We start from the raw sequence: 19,035 nt of genomic DNA, 5'->3' as shown, positions 1-19,035 counted from the left end.
TGTGGTTACGGCACGCACGGTCAGCGCGTGCCTGTTGCAGCACCGCTCGGCGGCGGCGAAGCCACTGCCGCTTCGGTGCTGCCCTGCGGCGGGGTAGCGCCTTGCGCGCCCGCCCCCGGCGGAGGCGTTACAGGGGCTGTGCCCCCTGCTGCGCCTCCGCTGCCGCTGCCCGTGCCCGGGGCAGCGGTGCTTCCGGCACCGGAGCCTTGCGACCCGGTGCCAGGGGTTGCGCCGGCGCCGGTTCCCCCGGTGCCGCCGGTATTGCCGCCGGGCTTGGGCGTACCGCCCGGCTGCGGAGTGCCTTGGGATCCGCCAGTGGTTCCTTGGCCGGAGCCCTGGTTCGTGTTCCCGGTATTGCTTCCAGTACCGTGATTGCTCCCTTGCCCTTGGCCTTGGCTTTGACCGTTATTGCCTGTTTGGCCAGGCAGTCCGCTGCCGCCGGCAGCTCCGCCGTTCTGCCCTTTGCCATCCGTAGAAGTGCCGGATTGTCCGGGCTTGCCGTTTTGGCCTTGATTTCCATTCTGACCTTGGTTGCCGTTCGGTCCCTGATTCCCATTTTGGCCCTGGTTGCCGTTCGGGCCGTGACCCTGTCCTTGGCCATTCGGCTGCCCTTGACCCAAGCCATCCGCATTAGTATCGCCTGGGACGACTACGGTAGCCACGTTAGATTGCGCGCCAGCGGATCCGCTATCCGGATTGAGCGGCACCACTACATATTGAAACGTGGTTCCCGGAATGGCAATGTCCTTCACTTGAGTTCCCGGGGTCATCAGCACAGGTTCGGCAGGGAAATCCTTATCCTTATCTTCCTTGCGGAAGATTTGATAGGATACGTTGTCCCCTACGCCGGTCCAGCTCAGCATGACCGACCTGGTATCTTTGTCATACTCCGCCTTCAAATCACCTATAGCTTTAGGCGGCGCACCCAGTTCCGGAACATTATCCGGCTTTTTAAACTGTGTCATCGGCTTATTCGCCAGTGCCTTTTGCATGACTTCCTTGAAGATAACGGCCGGCGCACCGCTGCTCATCGTAACGTAATGCTTCGCGTCTGCTTTATCGAAGCCGATCCATACTGCTGCGCTCCATTCCGGAGTATACCCCGTGAACCACAGGTCACGATTGTATTTCTCGAGCCCTTTGATGACGTTTTGCGTAGATCCGGTTTTCCCGGCCAACGGACGGTTGAATTTAGCTGCCGCCCCTGTACCTCCGGGACCTACTACGCCCTCCATAAGCTGCGTCATATAGTAAGCCGTTTTCGGACTCATGACGGATTTCCGTTCTTGCTTGAATGTATACAGATCTTCGCCCTTATCGTTTTGAATTTTGATAATCGAATGGGTCTTGTTCAAATAGCCATTGTTACCAAATGCGGCATACGCCGTTGCCATCTGAACCGGGGTTGCTCCCTTAGTCAATCCACCCAAAGCGATAGCCAGGTTTCGATCCTTCACCGGATCGAGCGGAATGCCCATATTAACGGCAAAATCCATCCCTTTCTTCACGGTGATCTCATTCAGAAGCCATATCGCCGGAGCATTAATGGAAAGCTTGACGGCGTCAAACATCGAGACCTGCCCGCGGTAGACTCCATCGTAATTTCGAGGAGAATAACCGCTATACGACACTTCCTTATCCTGCAGCATGCTGTAAGGCGTATATTTGCCGCTTTCGATAGCCGGAGCGTACGCAATAATCGGCTTGATCGAGGATCCCGGCTGTTGAGGTATTGTAGCCCTGTTCAAGCCGCGGGCCACATAATCTCTTCCCCCAATGATACCAACGAGTCCGCCGTCCTCATTATTGACGATGGCCATGGCTCCCTGCATCTTTTGTTCCGGACCGTCCTTCTGGAAAAACTTATCGTTCGCAAAGGTTTGTTCCATAATTTTTTGCGCCGTAGAATCCATGGTCGTATAAATATTGTAACCATTGGTCAGCACATCGTCCTCGGTGAGCCCATACACATCGTTCGCTTCATTCAGCACGTAATCGGTAAAGGCCAAATAGTCATTGCTGTTGTTTGCAGCCGTTTTGGGAGGTACATATTCGACCGCCTCCGCCTGGGCCCGTTCAGCCTCTGTAATATAACCTTGATCCTGCATCAGCTTCAATACGACCGACCGGCGTTCCTTCGACTTTTCCGGATTGGATATAGGATTATAAGTGCTAGGCGCTTTCGGAATAGCCGCCAGAGTCGCCATCTGCCATAATTGCAGCTGATTTAGATCTGAAACGTTAAAATACTTTTTGGCCGCCACTTTCACGCCGAATGCGCGGTTCCCAAAGAAAATACGGTTCAAATACTTGGTCAAAATTTCATCCTTGGTAAAATTATTCTCAAGCGCAACCGCGATCGACATTTCCGTAGCTTTACGGAAAAACGTTTTGTTACTGGATAAAAACACGTTCTTGGCCAGCTGCTGTGTGATCGTACTGCCGCCCTCGACCGCGCTCCTTGCCACAATGTCCTTCACCAAGGCACGGCCGATCCCCAGGAAGTCGATCCCGGAATGCTGACCGAAGCGTCTGTCCTCCGTCGCTATAAAGGCTTCCTTCAGCTTCAGAGGAATATCTTCGGGCTGTACAACCTCACGATTCTCCCTCGACAATGTCGCTATTTCATTTCCGCTAACATCATAGATGTGAGAAGCTTCGTCCATATCCAGCTTGTCGATATTTTCCTTCAGCAGTTTGTCTCCATTAATGATGATAAAAATATAGACGCCTAAAGCGCATATCAGAGCTAATACGGCGGCGATAAACGTAAACATCAAAGCTTTTCCTGCACTAAACTTGCTCTTTTTCTTCTTTTTCTTCGGTTTCCCCGATGGTGGTTTCTTGGCAGTAGTCATCTCTCTCCGTCACCTCTTTTGTCTCTATCAAGCTGGTCTTTGGATGTGGTGAAATAAACATCTATCGAGGTCATTTGAAGATGAGCAACCACGTTTAGATGTACGTTTATTCGCCAATCCAAATGCCGTTACTTCGCGCTTAGCGCTGTATAGAACTTAGACATTTGGATGTGGTAATAAAAGAACAACCCTTACTGCATGGGTTGCTCTTATGGACGTTATGAAATTAGACGGTTCAAAGAGCCGAAATGTTGCGTTAACGTCCTGGCTTCCAATGCAGCAGGGTCTTAGCCTTCGGCGTTGTTATCCTGCATCAATGAAACGGAACGCTGTGGAGTAAAGGTTGATATGGCATGCTTATAAACCATCTGCTGGCGGCCTTCGCTATCAATGATGATGGTGAAATTATCGAACGCACGGATGATACCGCGAATTTGAAACCCATTAGTCAAATAGACGGTAACCGGGATATTTTCCTTGCGCAGCTGGTTCAAAAATGTGTCTTGAATATTGATCGATTTGTTCATCATGGGCCCCCTCAAATAAATTGACGTTCGATTTTTAGCTTATCTGCTATTATAGCATGAATCTGATCCAAGTGGGCAGAAAAATTTTCCAGATTACTCACATCAACCCACTCGATATCCTTCATGTGGCGAAACCACGAGAGCTGGCGCTTGGCGAATCTTCGGGTATCCTGCTTCAGCTGAACAACTGCCTCTTCCAGGGTCGCTGCCCCTTCCAAATAGCCCAAAATCTCCTTGTAGCCAAGTCCCTGCATCGAGATGTGTTGTATTCCGTAACCTTGGTCTCGAAGACGCCGCACCTCTTCCACCAGACCTTGCTCCAGCATGAGATCGATACGCTCTTCAATACGTTTATATAGTAAAGCTCTGTCCATTGTCAACCCGATGATACATAGTTCGTAGGGAGACTGTTTTTTTTGTACCTTTAGCTGCTCCGAAAGCCGTTCTCCTGTTAAGTGAAATACTTCCAGAGCTCTTATTATTCGACGCTGATCGTTGGGATGCAGCCTTTCGGCCGTCTCCGGATCCACCTCGCGCAGCCTTTCCCACAACGCTTCATTCCCATGCTTCTCGGCATACAGGCGCTGCTCTTCCCGGTATTCTTCATCCGAGCCGCTTTCGCTGAATTGATAGTCGTAGCAGACCGATTCAACATATAAACCGGTGCCTCCTACCATAAAAGGAAGTCTACCCCGATCGTGAATCTCCGTAATCAGCTTACGGGACCTTTCTTGAAACTCCGCAACGGAAAAAGGATAATCCGGGTCATGAATGTCGATCAGGTGATGAGGCACTCCCATTTGCTCCTCCGGCGTTACTTTCGCCGTACCGATATCCATTCCGCGATACACTTGCATGGAATCGCCCGAAATAATCTCGGCTCCGTACTCGGATGCCAGCCTGATACTCAGCTTCGTCTTGCCAACCGCTGTGGGTCCGACAAGGACAAGAAGCCCAGGCTTTCTCAAAGCCTCAGTCACAATCTTATCACTCCGTAAGCAATTTTCGTTGTTGAGCGGTGCATTTCTGTGAAGCCCAGTCTGGCGAATTCACCGCTATCCCGATGTTCTTTCATGACAACCGTCCTCCGGGCAACCCGCAGCGCTTCGGCAACTGCTTCCTCCGACAGCGCTCTTGAATCGGCAATCCCCCGAATGGAGCGAATGGAGCTTGATTCATGAATCGGCTTGCGGAACATCGGATCGAAGTATACGACATCGAACGACCTGTCCTTCTGCTGGCGCAAAAAGTCCAGGTGATCCGTCTGAACCGTTCGGATTCGCCGCATAGCTTCTACCATTCCGGGAATGTCGGAATCATAAGAGCCCAGCCCGTGCTCCAGCAGCAAGAATTGTAACGGACTGCTTTCCAATGCCGTTACCGCTCCGGCTTCACCGGCTCCAAATGAAAACATGATGGAGTCTGACCCTAATCCAGCGGTGCAATCCAATACGGTGTCCCCCATCTGGACTTGAGCCAAGTGCAGCAAAGTATCCTGTTCCCCGTTCAGCAGCCGTTTGATACGAATCGCTGCCGTGCTGGGATGAAAAAACATTGCAGGCTGCTGTTCATGATAATACTCTATTCGCTCTCTGGATACAAGCACGATGTCCATTTCTTTATAACGCTCCCTCATTTGAGGCAGAGAGAGCCGGGCTCTTGGTACGATCCGCAGCGGTCCTGTAACTCCTTCCATCTGCTTCAGCTGCTCCAAAAGCCGTTGTGCGAGCGCAAGCTGCTCTTGACGTGGATCATACGAGGTTGTAATCAGCAACTACATCACCCGCTTAAACATTTTTTCCAGCTCGTATGTGGAGAAGCTGATGACGATAGGCCGTCCGTGCGGACAAGTATAGGGATTTCTGCAGGCTGCCAGCCGATCGAGCAAGCCTTCGATTTCGAGCGTGCTCAAGCTTTGATTCGCTTTGATCGACGCTTTGCAGGAGCACATAATCGCCGCCTTCTCCCTCAGCTTTCCTAGATCAATTGTTTTACGTTCGGATAACAGCCATTCGGTCATTTCCTCAACCAGAGCGCGTTCCTCGCCTGAAGGGAACCAATGCGGATAGGCTCTTACCAAATAATCATTTCCACCAAACGGCTCCAAATAAACCCCAGCTTGCTCCAGCATAGGCAGTTTTTCCTTCAGCCTCTCGGCCTCGGAGGGCGTAAATTCCAATGTAATAGGTACCAGAAGCTCTTGACTGGCTTCTGCAGGCTTTCCAAACTTTTCATAGTAATACTCATAATTGATCCGTTCATGCGCGGCATGCTGGTCGATTAAAAATAAACCTTCCTCATTTTGCGCAACAATATAGGTCCCATGCATCTGCCCGATGGGGTACAGCTTCGGAAAGGCCGGAAGCGAGGGGGCTTCCTGCTCCTGATCCACTGTAATGGATCGAAGCAGAGCACTGCTCGCCGCCGCTTGCTCAGCCTGGGTACGTTCAGGGGTACGATCCCCATAAGCACCTGTTCCCGACCGAAGGCTTGACTGGCTCTGGGCATATCCACTGCTTTGAGTCTTCGATGGATCGAAGCTGTAGGATCCAGCCGCCGATGATCCGCTGTAACCGTCATAACGGCCGCCATAGCTTTCCTTCGGTTCATTGCTTCTTACTGATCTTGCTTGTGCAATGGACGGATCCGCTGGACCCGAAGGGTTCATTTCGCGAATACTGCCGGCCGTGCCGGCTCCCCATGCTCCTGGTGCTCCAGACCGAACTGCTTCGCTGGTTTCAACAGAAGCTGCCTGCCCGCTTACCGGTTCAGGCGGAACCGGAGGCAGGCCGGAAGCCCGGTACAGCTCCATCTGCTCCTGCACGAATGCTTCTTTCTTCGTCTTGCCTGCCGTGGCCGCGGAAGGAATAAGCACCTGCTTATTCAGGATCTGCCGAACCTGCTCCTCAACGAACTGAATCAGCTCCTGCTCTTTGCTGAACCGCACCTCCAGCTTCGCCGGATGGACGTTAACATCGACAAGCGTCGGGTCCGTCTCGATATGAAAAGCGGCTATCGGATAGCGGTTAATGGGCAGCAAGGTATGATAGCCCTGCATTAGAGCGTGAATCAGGGTGTAATTGCGGATATATCTTCCATTGATCACCGTCGAGATGCCGTTTCGGTTGGCCCGGGTCGTCTCGGGCTTGCCGATATATCCCCGAATAGAATAATCGAGATGCTCCCCTTCGATCAGCAGCATATTCTTGGCCACTGCCGTTCCATAGATGGCCGCAATCACCTGCAGCATGTCTCCGTTACCCAGCGTTTGAATCAGCTGGCCCCCGTTATGCTTCAAAGTGAAAGCAATCTCCGGATGGGCCAGACTTAACCGGTAGATAAAGTCCGAAACATGGCCAAGCTCAGTCTGTATCGTCTTCATATATTTGAGCCGGGCCGGAGTGTTATAAAACAGCTCGCGTACCTGTATATCCGTGCCCCTCGGGGAAGCGGCGTCCGTAAATTCCTTGACCGTGCCTCCCTCGATGACCATCCTGTAGCCCAGGCCGTTCGTTTCCGTGGAAGTCACGCAGGTTACTTTCGACACCGCCGCGATACTTGGCAGCGCCTCCCCCCTGAAGCCCAGCGTCCGTATCGAGAACAGATCCTGGGAGCTCGCGATCTTGCTAGTCGCATGCCGGAAGAAGGCAACCTCACAGTCGTCCCTCTCCATGCCGGTGCCGTTATCCGTAACGCGAATGAGCTCAAGTCCGCCTTCTTCGATCGCGACATCAATCCGGGTGCTTCCCGCATCAATGGCATTTTCCACCAGCTCTTTAACTACGGAGGAGGGCCGCTCCACAACCTCGCCGGCTGCTATCTGATTGGCAATATGCTCATCCAAAATTTTTATTTTACCCATAGCTATTACCCCTTAGTAACGCTTAACTCCACTTGACCGTCCGTATCGGACCAATTCAGCTCCGGAAAGTCCTGCTTAAAGCGGTTCACATTCAAATAGCTGGATCCGTTATGAAGCAGAAGCGAACCGTCTGCGGTGCTGTAAGTATGCTTCGAATCATTCACGGACACCTCAACCGCCTGCTGCTCGGCATTCCATTGGATCGATGCGTTCAACAGTGAGCTAAGCAATCTGGAAGGAACATACAGTTCTCCGTTGTCACGAACAACGTTAAAGCTGTCCTCTACGTCAATCTTGTTGATGGATACGCCTTTTTTGCTCAGCTCCACATTCACGCTGTTAACGCCTGCCTCATGCAGCGCCGTAATGAGCTGCGGCACTTCTCCATCGACTTCTACATCGGGATTCAGTCCGACTTTGTTCACTTTGCGCAGCTTCGGCGTCAAGTATTCTTCTATCGTCACCTTCAACGCGCCCCCGCTAGAGAGCGGATAGACGGACTGAACGCTTCCCTTGCCGAACGTCTTTTTGCCGATGACTTTGGCCACCACATTGTAATCCTGCAAGGCTCCCGTCAGAACCTCCGAAGCGCTGGCGCTGTATTCGTTGACCAGGATATACAGAGGGAACGGCTGGGTTGTCCCATTGGAGAACTTGACCGGAGTATCCACATTGTTTTTATCTTTGGTATGAATCAGCACGCCTTCCTTTACAAACAGTCTGGCCATATTTTGAGCGGACTCGACCAGGCCGCCCGGATTATCTCGCAAATCCAGGATCAGACTCTGGATTCCCTGCTGCTTTAGCTCGGCCAACTGGGCAGCGGTCTGCTCGTCGGCTTCGCTTGAAAATCCGGTGACGCGAATATATCCGACCCCCGGATCGAACCGTTTATGGGTGACGACAGGCACCTGAATCGTTTGTCTGGTCATCTGAAGGACCAGAGACTGCTTATTGCGCTCCACCGTAACAGATACAGCTGTACCTTCCGGTCCCAAAATTTTCTTGGTGACATCATCCAGCTTTAACCCTTCGGCCGACTCGCCGTTTACAGCGGTTATTCTGTCCCCGGGAAGCATCCCTGCCTTCTGCGCAGGACCGTCGAACACCTCGGTTACATAGGCATTATTGTCCTCCGCCCGAACGCGGATTCCGACGCCTACGTAATTATTTTCCAACGAATTTTGAAACTGCTTCAGTTCCTCTGGTGTGAAATAGATAGTATAAGGGTCATTCAAGGACTCCACCATCGATTGAATCGCAATATCGGTCAGCTTTTGCTTGCTCGGGGCACTGACATGATTTTGCTCGATCAGATCCAGCACTTCGGTCAGGCGTGTCGTATCGGCATCCGATTTGTCGGCGGCAAATACCGTAGGAACGGTTGGAAATAATAAGGAAAGAGAGATTAGGGCAGCAGCGGTGCGCCGTACCATGGATCGGTTGCCGATCCTGTTCATAGACATTCATCCTTTCAAGATACAAAACTGGAATTTAGAGCTTTATGATAATTGTTTTTTCAATTCATATAAAAAGTTCATGGCCATCATCGGTGTCATATTCATTAAATCCACCGTTTTCAGCTGCTCTGCAACCTGCTCCATTCGCGGGTCCGTCTTTTTCTTCGACTTGTCCGACACCGGCTGCGCTTCTTGAAACAGGCTTAATTGAACGTAGGAGGTCTCTTTAACCTGCTCGGCCGGAGTCAGTGCAGGTATCACAGATGAATCCGCCTTCTCGCCAACGCCTTGCGATTCCTGCGCAGCTGCCGGTTCATGTGAAGAGTGATCGCTATCCCCCTGCGTTACCGGTGCCTTATCCCTTGCATCCTCCATGGCTGCAGCCGCCTGTGCATGGCCTTGTACCAGGTCAGCACGCGCTTCAAAAGCGTGAAGCAGCTCGTAGGAACGGTCAATGATGCCGTTAGGCAGCCCGGCAATTTGGGCGCAGTAGATACCGTAGCTAGTGCTCGCGGCCCCCGGAATCAGCTTGCGCAGGAAGGTGACCTGCCGTCCGCTTTCCTTAACGGCCATGCAGCAGTTCCGCAGGCCCTTCAGTGTGTCTTCGAGATGAGCGAGCTCGTGAAAGTGGGTGGACACCAGCGTTTTGCAGCCTATGCGATCATGCAGGTATTCGATGACTGCCTGAGCAATGGACATTCCTTCCCCTGTCGAGGTGCCTCTGCCTAACTCGTCGATGATGACCAGGCTTTTGTCCGTCGCTTTCTCCGTCATCACCTGAATGTCCATCATCTCGACCATAAAGGTGCTCTGACCGCCTATCAAATCGTCAGCCGCACCGATTCTTGTAAAGATTCGGTCCAGGATCGGGACTTTAGCGGACTCGGCGGGTACGAAGCAGCCGATTTGGGCCATAAGGCAGATGATGGCAACTTGACGCATATAGGTGCTTTTTCCTGCCATATTCGGTCCGGTAATCAGCAGCATATGCCCTTCATCCGTGCTAAGCTTCGTATCGTTGGAAATGAACACGCCGTCCTGCATGACGGCTTCTACGACCGGGTGCCGTCCTTCTTGGATTTGAAGTTCGTAAAATTCTCCAATCTGAGGACGCGTATAACGGTTCGCCGCGCTTACCGCTGCCAGCGACTGGTATACGTCTACCGTCGCAATCAGCTCGGCAAGCTGCTGGAGCCCTGAAATGTGAGCGGATAGCTTGTCCCGCAGCTGCATGAAAAGCTCGTATTCGAGATCCACCATTTTTTCCTGAGCTTCGAGAATAAGTCCTTCTTTTTCCTTCAGCTCCGGGGTGACGAACCTCTCCGCATTAGCGAGGGTCTGCTTGCGTTCATAGCGCCCCTCCTCCAGGGAGGACAAGTTCGCTTTCGTAACCTCAATGTAGTATCCGAACACTTTGTTATAGCCGATCTTAAGCGACTTGACGCCGGTGCGCTCCCTCTCCTGCTTCTCCAGCTCTGCAATCCAGCGTTTCCCGTTCGTGCTGGCTTCGCGAAGCTGATCCAGGTAGGCATGGTAGCCCGGCTTAATCATACCGCCGTCTCTAACGGATACCGGCGGCTCCTCCGCTATGGCCTCTTCAATCCAGGACATGACATCCTGGCAGGGGTCCATTCTTGAGGTGAGCTTCGTCAGCGTCTCGGAGCCCGACATTTCACACACCTGCTTAAGCCTCGGAACCTGCTGCAGCGATGACTTCAACGCGAGCAGATCTCTTGCGTTCGCGCTGCCGTAGGAAATGCGGGCCACCAGGCGCTCCAGATCATATACTTCCTTCAAGGACTGCTTCAGCTCATCGCGGACAATCAGCTGATGATAGAGTCTGTCCACCGCCTCAAGCCTTTCCTGAATCGCCGATTCGCTCATGAGCGGCTTCTCGATCCACCTGCGCAGCAGACGGCCGCCCATAGCCGTGATCGTTTTATCCAGGAGCCACAGCAGCGTCCCCTTCTTGGTCCGGTCTCTAACCGTCTCCACAAGCTCCAGATTCCGTCTTGTGAACGGGTCCATAATCATATATTGATTCGGCTCATAGACCCGGATGTGCTTGATATGCACAAGGGATCTCTTTTGCGTTTCTGTAAGATACAGCATGAGCTGCTCCACGCAGGCTTGGCCCTCTTTATGAAGGGCAGATAGCTCTTCAGCCGCAAAAAAATCACTAAGCTGAATGCCGTTATGTACCTTGCCGCCAGGTCTAGGAGTGATGACCAGCGATTGTCCCGCTGAGGCGGACATGTGCTCCTTGAGCCGCTCCAGCAGCTCCGGCGTTCCGAGGAGCTCCGAGGGATGATATACATTCATCTCATCGGCAACAAGAGAGAGCGTCCCTTCCAAGCGGGTCACAAACAGCTCGCCCGTTGAAATGTCACAGGCCGCGAAGCCGTACATGCCGTGTCCGGTTTCCGTCACCGACACCATGTAATTGTTGCTTGACTCTCCCAGAAGCCTTGAATCCATCACTGTTCCCGGAGTCACAATGCGAACGATCTCCCGCTTCACAACGCCTTTCGCCTGGGAAGGATCCTCCACCTGCTCGCAAATCGCTACCTTGTACCCCTTTTCTATCAACCGGGCTATATAGTTATCTGCCGAATGATAGGGAATGCCGCACATGGGAATGCGTTCCTCGGCTCCCCCTTCCCTTCCGGTCAGTGTAATTTCTAGTTCCCTGGAGGCATTCACCGCATCTTCAAAAAACATTTCATAAAAATCGCCTAGGCGAAAAAACAAAAAAGCATCCTGCACCTCGGCCTTGACGCTGAGGTATTGCTCGATCATCGGCGTATATTTGGCCATGCTCGTTCCTCCATGCTACTTCATCTCTGACTTGCTTTATGTAAGCTGCTTCTACTAGCTTGCTCCCTATTATATCACGAATTAATAGACGATTCTTCTTTTCTCTGAAAAGGCCCGATTTTCCATTTGGGGCGGATATCCTCCTGCTCATTCCATGCTTTCATTTTCAATAAATGCGATTTGAGAGGAGCAATATACGACTCGTGCCTGCGATAACCCGGCAGTCTCATAAGATCGCTCCACAATGCCGGGATTAAAGGGCGAATCCGCGTTTTATCGCCTTTGTAATAGGCCTCCTGCACATCCGTCTCGGAAAGCGGTCTTGCCTGAAGCATCTGGTAATGATCCGCAATGAGCTTGGCAAGCGCCAATACCCCCTTGGTCACCGTCGGAGATATGACCCAGCTTGGCAGAACCCTGTATTCGAAACCGCCGTGGCGCTGCCTGCGAAAATCCCCTAAAAATCCGTACTTCGGCCTTCTTCCTCCCGTCGTTTCTCCTTCTAACAGGACAATCGGCAGAGCCAAATAATTATCCAGCACCCTCAACAGCTCGCTGCTCAATCTAACACCGCTGAAATGGATATGCCCTCCAAGAGGGAAGCCCTTCACCGGCATCCCTCCCGCGACCCAATGCAAATTGCCGTCGTTGATGCTTCTTGCCGCCAGCTGCATCGTACGGCGCAAATTCATGACGACCTGCCTAATATCCTTGCTCGGCTCAGGACGAAGCTCTGCCAAAGGATAGATTTTACGAAAGTTCGGAAGAACGATCGCATCGCAGCCGATGGGACCTTCTTTGTCCATGAATTTGTCAGCAAAAATGACCTTACCTTGAGCATTGAGAAGCAAAAACTCCGGGTCTGCCCCCACCATAACCTCATCGGCATGCTTATCGGAGCTGGTCTCCAATTCCTTAGCATACCGGTTAATGGCATCGGCAAACAGCTCGGCAAGCCTCTCCGTAAGCTCGGGGACAGCCGAAACTTCCAATATGATTAGTTCGCCTCCAGGACGAACTCCTACTTTTACAACGCCATAATCCAGACCCAATGCATAGATGCTCTTGATGGCCTCCCGCTTCGCTCTCATCCCGTGGTAGGAGGAGGTCTCGCTCCCCACCTCTTCAAATTCCGTCGCGCGCTGCTGATTCAGCGGATGGGGCATGCCGATGAACACGCCCTTCGACTTTTGAAACAGCGCAAGCGCCTGAAGATGGAAGACAGGGATAAGAAATTCATAGGTAAACCGCAGCTGCCCGGCTTCCTCCCCGTCGGCCATACGAATTCCGTGAAGCTGCAGAATGTCTGCCGCCCTCCTCGGATTGGAAGCACGTAATATATACTTGACCGATTGCAGAACGCTTCGGCCTGATTTTTCCGCGTGAAAACAGCCCCAGTGGATGACACAGGCGGATTCCGAAGAAGCTGCCAATCTCGTTCCGTGCGGAACCTCGACTCGTTCCAGAAGCAAATGCAAGGTCGGTTCATTAGAATGCAGGATATATACACCCATGATTAGCAGCCTCCTTTGGGGGATTCCTATGCCATCCCGCTGTACTCATGCCTATTTTTTAGGCGAACAACCTTTGAAACAAAAAAGAGGGCTGACGCCCTCTCCCGAAATGAACTTCAGCTACATATAATGAAATCAGGAATCAGTTCAAATCGTCATCTAAGAAATCAGGATCCAGATCCTCGAAATCCCCATCCTCCGCATCGTCGAAGTCTACGGCTTTGTCCTCGTAATCATCGCTGCCATGAGGGTTCACCACAACCCAAATCTTGGTCTCCGCGATCATTTCGACCTTGAATTCGCGCTCCACGCGAATGATGACACTGTCGCCGCTTGAGGAAATGCTCGCCTCCACGCAATTCGGCTCTTGAGTGGCCATTGCCGTGACTTCGGCCGTTGACGGTCTGTGCTTTTTGTCGAGATAAGAAAGACCCACTGCTTCCACATAAGAAATCGTTTCTTTCGCAACATCGGTTTTGGTATTTTTATCATACGAATACCAAATGTTGATGTCGTAAGTACCCACTACTTCCACGTGATCTCCGGACTTCACCGCATCATACTGGTTGTTGATGATCCAAGCACCCAAAATACTCGTCGGAGCATGAGGTGGTGTGACCGTGTTCGTTACTTGCGAAAATTTACGACCTTTGCCGCAGACAGCCTTCGTATAGATCTCTCTGTAATGCAAATCTTTATCTATTGACATCTTTTCAACCTCCTCCATACAATCATTCATTACAATTGTATGCAGGACATAGGCAAATGTTGATAAAACAAATTCACGTGAATTAATATTATTCGTAAATTCATTATGAAATGCCTTTCAAAGCTTGAAATCTCTTCAACAAAATCCCCCGTCTTGCCCTCCTTCTTTCATCATGAAGATATTCCCCTATGCTTCTGTCTCAAGGGACATTCTTTTTGCTAACTGTCGCTCCCCTAAAACAAAGAAACCCTTTTATAGAAAAGGGAAGTGGATTACTCTCTTCAATTGGACCTATGTTTGGACAAATATTTTGCATATTCCATAGGCCGTTTATACACTCGATACCGCTTATGAATCCCATCGTACAAATCTTTGGATGGCTTGCCGTTCACTTCAATGATCCAGCCATGTCCCTCGTTGTCCAACACGAAATCCACACTAAGCTCCGCTAGATGATGCCTGCCGTCTATCTCCAGAATTTCCGCTGCTCTCAGGCTGGTATCGTAGATAGAACATAGAATAGCATTCATCTCTTCAGGAGAGTATAGCTGTGTAAGTACGTCTTGCGATAAACATACGTTCTCACAAATACTTGTATTAAAATAGCCCTTATGCGCGATTCTGCTGACCACATTCGTAACAGCCCATTGACCCGATTTATTTTTCTGGACAAGCACGCGGATATCAAAGGTCTGCTCTCCCAGCGGTTTTACATGAATTCCTTTTTGCATAACATACGGCGTTGAACCAAGAAGCTGCTGGATTTTTTCTTGAAACTGCGCCATATCACCTACTATAATATGCGGTGTATAATGATGGTATCCGATCTCGATTTCCCCTGAATTCTTCAGCTCTACGCGATAAACCCCCTTCCCTTTGTTTCCGAAGCAAGGTTTAAAATACAGATGTCTGTGGGTCCCCAAAAAATGCACGGCCATTTCCTTATCATATAGAACCGTTTCCGGCAAATGGGGAGCAAGCCACCGGCTTAGCTTCTTAGAAACGATATGCTTGTTGAACCGATTGATATGATTAAAGCATTTGTTGCGTCCTATGACGGCTTCCAGACGTTCGATGAGCTTGGAATCCCTGTTGTAGCAACGATTGTAAACAACTTGAGGAAAGGGAAAGTGGGCATCAACCCATTTGCCGTTCAATCGGTGAAGCCCGACGATTCTCTTCTGTCCCCAGTTAATGGAAGAGGGTGTGAAACAATAAAGCTTCATATTAGAAGCATTGTTGTCAAGATATTGCTTCAGCATATACTTTCTTTGCTTACGGCCTGCAACCAGAATTCCGACATAACCGGTTGTCTTATTCATCACTTTCCTCCTCATTGTCCCAAGAGAGTCGTAAATTAATGTATGTCGCCGGAGAGGAAAGGTATGGACAACAATACAATGGGTGAGAAAATATGCGTTTACATAGATTTCGCACCAAATCCATTCCTGTTGAATACGTTGTTCTTAGACTAGATAGATGCTAGGGAATCTTCGCCCTGCCTTGACAGTCGCCGCTTGGAAATAATTGAGGAGTGTGATTAATATGGGTAGATTACCGGGACCTCCCGGACCTCCAGGACCCCAAGGACCTCAGGGGCCAGCAGGACCTCCAGGGCCTCCAGGACCCATAGGGCCGACGGGACTAACTGGCGAGACCGGACCAACGGGGCCAACGGGACCGACTGGTGAGACTGGACCAGCAGGACCTCCAGGGCCTGCCGGAGGAATAGCATCGTTTGCTTTCCTGTGCAGCACCGTGGATCAGATTGTTGCCGCAGCACCAACCCCGGGTGGTCAAGGAGGAGCCGTAACGTTTAATAATCCCATCGTAACCGGCACAGCAATTAGCTTCACGTCGCCTTCAACCATCAACATCCTGGAAACCGGGACTTATAACATTAGCTGGGAAGTATTCCCTACGCCGGGAGACAATGCATTCGGATTATTTTTTGACCCGGACGGAGCAGGTCCTGCACCGGCAACCTTGGTACCATGCAGCAATTACGGTACTAGCGCAGGCAATCAGCCTTATCAAGGTCAAGTTGTTGCAACCTTAACTGCCGGCGGAACCTTAACGTTGAATCGGATTGATAACATGGGCGCCTTGACATTGCAAAGCACAATTGGTGGCGGCACGCCTGTTGTAAGTGCGTCTATTGTTATTGAAAAACTAGCTTAATCAGACAATTGTTGAATAGGGGGAGAGTAGAATGGTTTACCTTCCTCCCCCTCATTCAATCTCCCGCTTTATGTAATCTACGCCTTCTTCATAGTTTCGGCGGTTCATTGCTTCTTCTCCCGTTTGGCCACGCCGAGGAATGCTTTCAGCTCCATCATGAGCTGCAGCAGCGCTGATCGCACCTCGAATTCCTCGCGGCTGAGCGGGAGAGGCATTTGTCTATAGCTTCCGATTAATGACTCCATGGCCTTTTCGGATCGCCCGGTGTAATAGTCTACCTTGACATCTTCGCTTAACCGTTCAAACACGGCGGCCAATAGCTCTCCATGCGGCAAGGTTTGGTACACTTGAGCTACCAGCTGGATCATGCGGTCTATGGAATCCATTTGTTCATTTCTCATAATAAAATAAGACGTCCACAACGACTCCTCTTGAAACAAAGAATTTTCCGTGGAACGACGAGCGGCTTCAAGCCCCTGCTCCAGCAATTCCTGCGCTTCCAATAGCTCGCTTCCGCTCCAGATATAATCAGTATCTTTTAAATGCATAGAGATTTGCATAAGAATGCCGGACAAGCATTCATCCAGCCTTTTCCTGATTGCGTGCAGCTGCTTATCCTCCCGTGGCATATACACAATATTGATCAGGGTTGCCGTACCCAGCCCGACCAGCAGCAAGGCGACTTCATTTAATATGAGATCAATCGTGATCGGCTTTGCCAAAAAGATGTGAAACATGACGACAGAGCTTGTTACGGCCCCTTCCTTTAACCTTAATCGGACAAGTATCGGATATAAAATTAGGATACATAAGCTGATGACCCATACCTCAAATCCTAACACGCCAAAAAGGATAGACGATAAGGTTACACTGACAAGAGAGGCGGCAATGCGTTGAAAGGATGTTCGCAAGCCCTTCTTCTTGGTCACATCGACACCCAGAATAGCCAGCAAGCCGGCGGATAACGGAGATCGAACCCCGAACCACTGGGCAATATAGATCGAGGCAAGAACGGCTACGGCCGTTTTGATGACGCGGATACCCATAGAACAACCTCTCTTCAATCGTTTGCCATTCTGATCGAATATGGCTCTTCTTATCGTTTTCCCCATCTCAGGCAAAAATACCCGCCAATGATTCGTGAGCAGCGCTTGTCCAAGGAACTGGAGGAAAAAAAGCTTCTTTCGAAGCTTGATTCCGTTGAAAAACCTGATGTTCTGAAAAAATCGCGTCGGTACCTCGGTGGGGTATCCCCTTACGGTCGCTGTTGTTCTCGGAAAACTTTGATTATATTCGCTTTATAGCGGTGATTTTCCGAGAACAAAGGCGATCGTTATCGCTCCTACAGGGAATACCCCACCTTTCACCTTTCACCATTTTTCCGATAGTTTTTTCAACAACCAAGCTCCTTTCGAAGCTTTAAAGAAGACTAGCGCCGCTTATTCCCTATCAGCTTGCCTTCCAGGTAGGCAACGCCCTGGTACATCACGGTTGCCGCAAGCGCAATAATAATGACGCTGCCGATAACCAAGGTGAAATTGAACACCTGAAAGCCATATATGATCAAGTAACCGAGGCCTTCCTTCGATACCAAAAATTCACCAACGATCACCCCGACCCATGAGAGACCGACGTTCACCTTCAGCGTGGAAACGATGGTCGGATAGGAAGCCGGCAGGATGACATGCTGAAACACTTTCCGCTTATTGCCTCCGAAGATTCGGATCACCTTCGTATAGTTGGGATCAACCTCCTTGAAGCTTCCATACACCGTCAAAATCGTAATAATAACGGTTATAGACAAGGTGGTCGCTATAATGGATAGCACTCCGGGTCCCAATGCTACGATGAATAAGGGACCTAGAGCCACCTTCGGCAAGCTGTTTAAAACAACGATATAGGGATCCAAAACCCGCGAAAGAAAAGGAGACCACCAGATCAAGGTAGCGATGGCTGTACCGAACAAGGTTCCTAACAGAAAGCCGGCAATCGTCTCCCACAGGGTTACTCCCACATGCAGCAGCAAGGAACCATCCAACAGCTTGGTGTAAAGAAGCGCACCGATCCGGCTCGGATAACTGAACAGCAGCGTATCGATCCACTGCAATCGTCCGGCGGCTTCCCACCATCCCATAAATAGCAGCAATAAGGTCCATTGGGTAAGCCGAACCTGCCTAGTTGTTTTGCGTGCCCGTGCCTGATAACGTTTATATTCCCGCCGGGTCAGCTGCTCATCGTTGACACCGCCGGAAGACGGGTTAAATGGAGTTATCTCACTCATTCGAATCCCTCCTGTCCGCATCCATTTCTTCGAATTGCCCCCACAGCTGATGGAACAGATCGTGGAATCCGGCTTCCTCTCTTGCCTTCAGCGGCAAAGCCGTCCGTATCGGCCCTGGAACCTCCACTGCGGCGCGAATTCTCCCTGGACGAGGCTGCATCACGATGATCCGGTCGCTCATCGCTATCGCTTCGGAAATATCATGAGTGACAAGCACAGCCGTCTTATTGCGCGATCTCAGCGTAACGGCAACAAGATCCTCCAGCTGCAGCTTGGTCTGATAATCCAGCGCGGAGAACGGCTCGTCGAGCAGCAGGATGTCCGGTTCCGTCGCCAATGTCCGTACCAAAGCCACTCGCTGCCGCATGCCCCCGGATAACTGCTGAGGGTAGCTGTCCGCATAGTCCGATAACCCCATGTCATCCAGCAGCTCCATGACGATTGCTTTGGAGTCGGCTCCACGCTTTCCCATTAGTTCGAGCCCAATGGATGCATTCTCATATATGGTGCGCCATGGAAACAAGTAGTCCTGCTGCAGCATGTAGCCTACTTTGGGGGACGGCTGCTTGATCCACTCCCCGGATATGCGCACACTCCCCTGCGTCGGCCTCAACAGCCCGCTGATCAAAGAGAGCAGCGTTGTCTTCCCGCAGCCGCTGGGGCCTATTATACTGACGAATTCCCCCTGATTCACATGCAGACTGATTTCCTTAAGAGCCATTGTCGCTCCGCGGCCGTTTACATATACATGAGATAGCCCATCCAGCTCCACAACGGCTTGCATATGATACCCCTCCTCCCGAATCACAAGTTGGTCTAACCAGCA

Annotated in this window: 14 protein-coding genes; 1 reads left to right on the top strand and 13 read right to left on the bottom strand. The window is 51.0% G+C overall.

Translation table 11 applies throughout. From position 1 onward, the window contains the following. Positions 1-20 precede the first annotated feature (20 nt). From GGC63_RS05870 to GGC63_RS05825, 10 genes are all read right to left on the bottom strand, one after another. Entirely contained in the window at positions 21-2,858 is a 2,838-nt protein-coding gene (locus tag GGC63_RS05870) for a transglycosylase domain-containing protein (RefSeq protein WP_192701518.1), read from the bottom strand. 287 nt (positions 2,859-3,145) lie between these two features. Beyond that, positions 3,146-3,385: an RNA chaperone Hfq gene (gene hfq / locus GGC63_RS05865; RefSeq protein ID WP_028548519.1), complete on the bottom strand. Its 240-nt coding sequence runs from the start codon at positions 3,383-3,385 to the stop codon at positions 3,146-3,148. Positions 3,386-3,396: 11 nt separating this feature from the next. Further along, a complete protein-coding gene (gene miaA / locus GGC63_RS05860; protein ID WP_412973855.1) occupies positions 3,397-4,368 on the bottom strand; it encodes a tRNA (adenosine(37)-N6)-dimethylallyltransferase MiaA in 972 nt (323 codons plus the stop codon). Then, the gene (locus GGC63_RS05855) at positions 4,362-5,159 is read right to left on the bottom strand and encodes a class I SAM-dependent methyltransferase (protein ID WP_225947987.1); all 798 of its coding nucleotides are present in this window, start codon (positions 5,157-5,159) and stop codon (positions 4,362-4,364) included. The genes miaA and GGC63_RS05855 overlap by 7 nt, the downstream gene beginning before the upstream one ends. Next, positions 5,160-7,247 (bottom strand): DNA mismatch repair endonuclease MutL, encoded by a 2,088-nt coding sequence (gene mutL / locus GGC63_RS05850; protein ID WP_192701516.1) that lies wholly within the window; start codon positions 7,245-7,247, stop codon positions 5,160-5,162. Positions 7,248-7,252: 5 nt separating this feature from the next. Next, a complete protein-coding gene (locus GGC63_RS05845; protein WP_192701515.1) occupies positions 7,253-8,707 on the bottom strand; it encodes a S41 family peptidase in 1,455 nt (484 codons plus the stop codon). A gap of 42 nt (positions 8,708-8,749) precedes the next feature. Further along, positions 8,750-11,524, bottom strand: a complete 2,775-nt coding sequence (gene mutS, locus GGC63_RS05840; protein ID WP_192701514.1) for a DNA mismatch repair protein MutS — start codon at positions 11,522-11,524, stop codon at positions 8,750-8,752. Positions 11,525-11,598: 74 nt separating this feature from the next. Continuing rightward, a complete protein-coding gene (locus tag GGC63_RS05835) occupies positions 11,599-13,038 on the bottom strand; it encodes a putative amidoligase domain-containing protein (RefSeq protein ID WP_192701513.1) in 1,440 nt (479 codons plus the stop codon). Between the two features lie 142 nt (positions 13,039-13,180). Further along, positions 13,181-13,747: an outer spore coat protein CotE gene (locus tag GGC63_RS05830; RefSeq protein WP_079909073.1), complete on the bottom strand. Its 567-nt coding sequence runs from the start codon at positions 13,745-13,747 to the stop codon at positions 13,181-13,183. 281 nt (positions 13,748-14,028) lie between these two features. Then, positions 14,029-15,069 (bottom strand): YheC/YheD family protein, encoded by a 1,041-nt coding sequence (locus tag GGC63_RS05825; protein ID WP_192701512.1) that lies wholly within the window; start codon positions 15,067-15,069, stop codon positions 14,029-14,031. Positions 15,070-15,292: 223 nt separating this feature from the next. On the opposite strand from GGC63_RS05825, the gene GGC63_RS05820 reads away from it, so the two are divergent. Then, entirely contained in the window at positions 15,293-15,928 is a 636-nt protein-coding gene (locus GGC63_RS05820; protein ID WP_192701511.1) for a collagen-like protein, read from the top strand. Positions 15,929-16,032: 104 nt separating this feature from the next. On the opposite strand, the gene GGC63_RS05815 is transcribed toward GGC63_RS05820, so the two are convergent. The 3 genes from GGC63_RS05815 to GGC63_RS05805 form a co-directional block, all read right to left on the bottom strand. Further along, positions 16,033-16,974 (bottom strand): aromatic acid exporter family protein, encoded by a 942-nt coding sequence (locus GGC63_RS05815; RefSeq protein WP_192701510.1) that lies wholly within the window; start codon positions 16,972-16,974, stop codon positions 16,033-16,035. A gap of 383 nt (positions 16,975-17,357) precedes the next feature. Further along, complete coding sequence (locus GGC63_RS05810) at positions 17,358-18,209, bottom strand: ABC transporter permease (protein WP_192701509.1); 852 nt, start codon at positions 18,207-18,209, stop codon at positions 17,358-17,360. After that, positions 18,202-18,993: an ABC transporter ATP-binding protein gene (locus GGC63_RS05805; RefSeq protein ID WP_192701508.1), complete on the bottom strand. Its 792-nt coding sequence runs from the start codon at positions 18,991-18,993 to the stop codon at positions 18,202-18,204. Before GGC63_RS05805 ends, GGC63_RS05810 begins: the two co-directional genes overlap by 8 nt. Between the last annotated feature and the right edge of the window lie 42 nt (positions 18,994-19,035).

Origin of the sequence: Paenibacillus sp. OAS669, from assembly GCF_014873645.1 — a bacterium.
Classification (GTDB): domain Bacteria; phylum Bacillota; class Bacilli; order Paenibacillales; family NBRC-103111; genus Paenibacillus_S; species Paenibacillus_S vulneris.
Note: the sequence above shows the minus strand (reverse complement) of the source record. Positions and strands in the feature narration are given on the sequence as shown.

Excerpts from the sequence above, each read along its gene's own strand:
- GGC63_RS05845 (WP_192701515.1), bottom strand. The coding sequence starts at position 8,707 with ATGAACAGGATCGGCAACCGATCCATGGTACGGCGCACCGCTGCTGCC.
- GGC63_RS05870 (WP_192701518.1), bottom strand. The coding sequence starts at position 2,858 with ATGACTACTGCCAAGAAACCACCATCGGGGAAACCGAAGAAAAAGAAG.
- mutS (WP_192701514.1), bottom strand. The coding sequence starts at position 11,524 with ATGGCCAAATATACGCCGATGATCGAGCAATACCTCAGCGTCAAGGCC.
- GGC63_RS05810 (WP_192701509.1), bottom strand. The coding sequence starts at position 18,209 with ATGAGTGAGATAACTCCATTTAACCCGTCTTCCGGCGGTGTCAACGAT.
- GGC63_RS05835 (WP_192701513.1), bottom strand. The coding sequence starts at position 13,038 with ATGGGTGTATATATCCTGCATTCTAATGAACCGACCTTGCATTTGCTT.
- GGC63_RS05825 (WP_192701512.1), bottom strand. The coding sequence starts at position 15,069 with ATGAATAAGACAACCGGTTATGTCGGAATTCTGGTTGCAGGCCGTAAG.
- GGC63_RS05805 (WP_192701508.1), bottom strand. The coding sequence starts at position 18,993 with ATGCAAGCCGTTGTGGAGCTGGATGGGCTATCTCATGTATATGTAAAC.
- GGC63_RS05830 (WP_079909073.1), bottom strand. The coding sequence starts at position 13,747 with ATGTCAATAGATAAAGATTTGCATTACAGAGAGATCTATACGAAGGCT.
- mutL (WP_192701516.1), bottom strand. The coding sequence starts at position 7,247 with ATGGGTAAAATAAAAATTTTGGATGAGCATATTGCCAATCAGATAGCA.
- hfq (WP_028548519.1), bottom strand. The coding sequence starts at position 3,385 with ATGAACAAATCGATCAATATTCAAGACACATTTTTGAACCAGCTGCGC.
- GGC63_RS05815 (WP_192701510.1), bottom strand. The coding sequence starts at position 16,974 with ATGGGTATCCGCGTCATCAAAACGGCCGTAGCCGTTCTTGCCTCGATC.
- GGC63_RS05820 (WP_192701511.1), top strand. The coding sequence starts at position 15,293 with ATGGGTAGATTACCGGGACCTCCCGGACCTCCAGGACCCCAAGGACCT.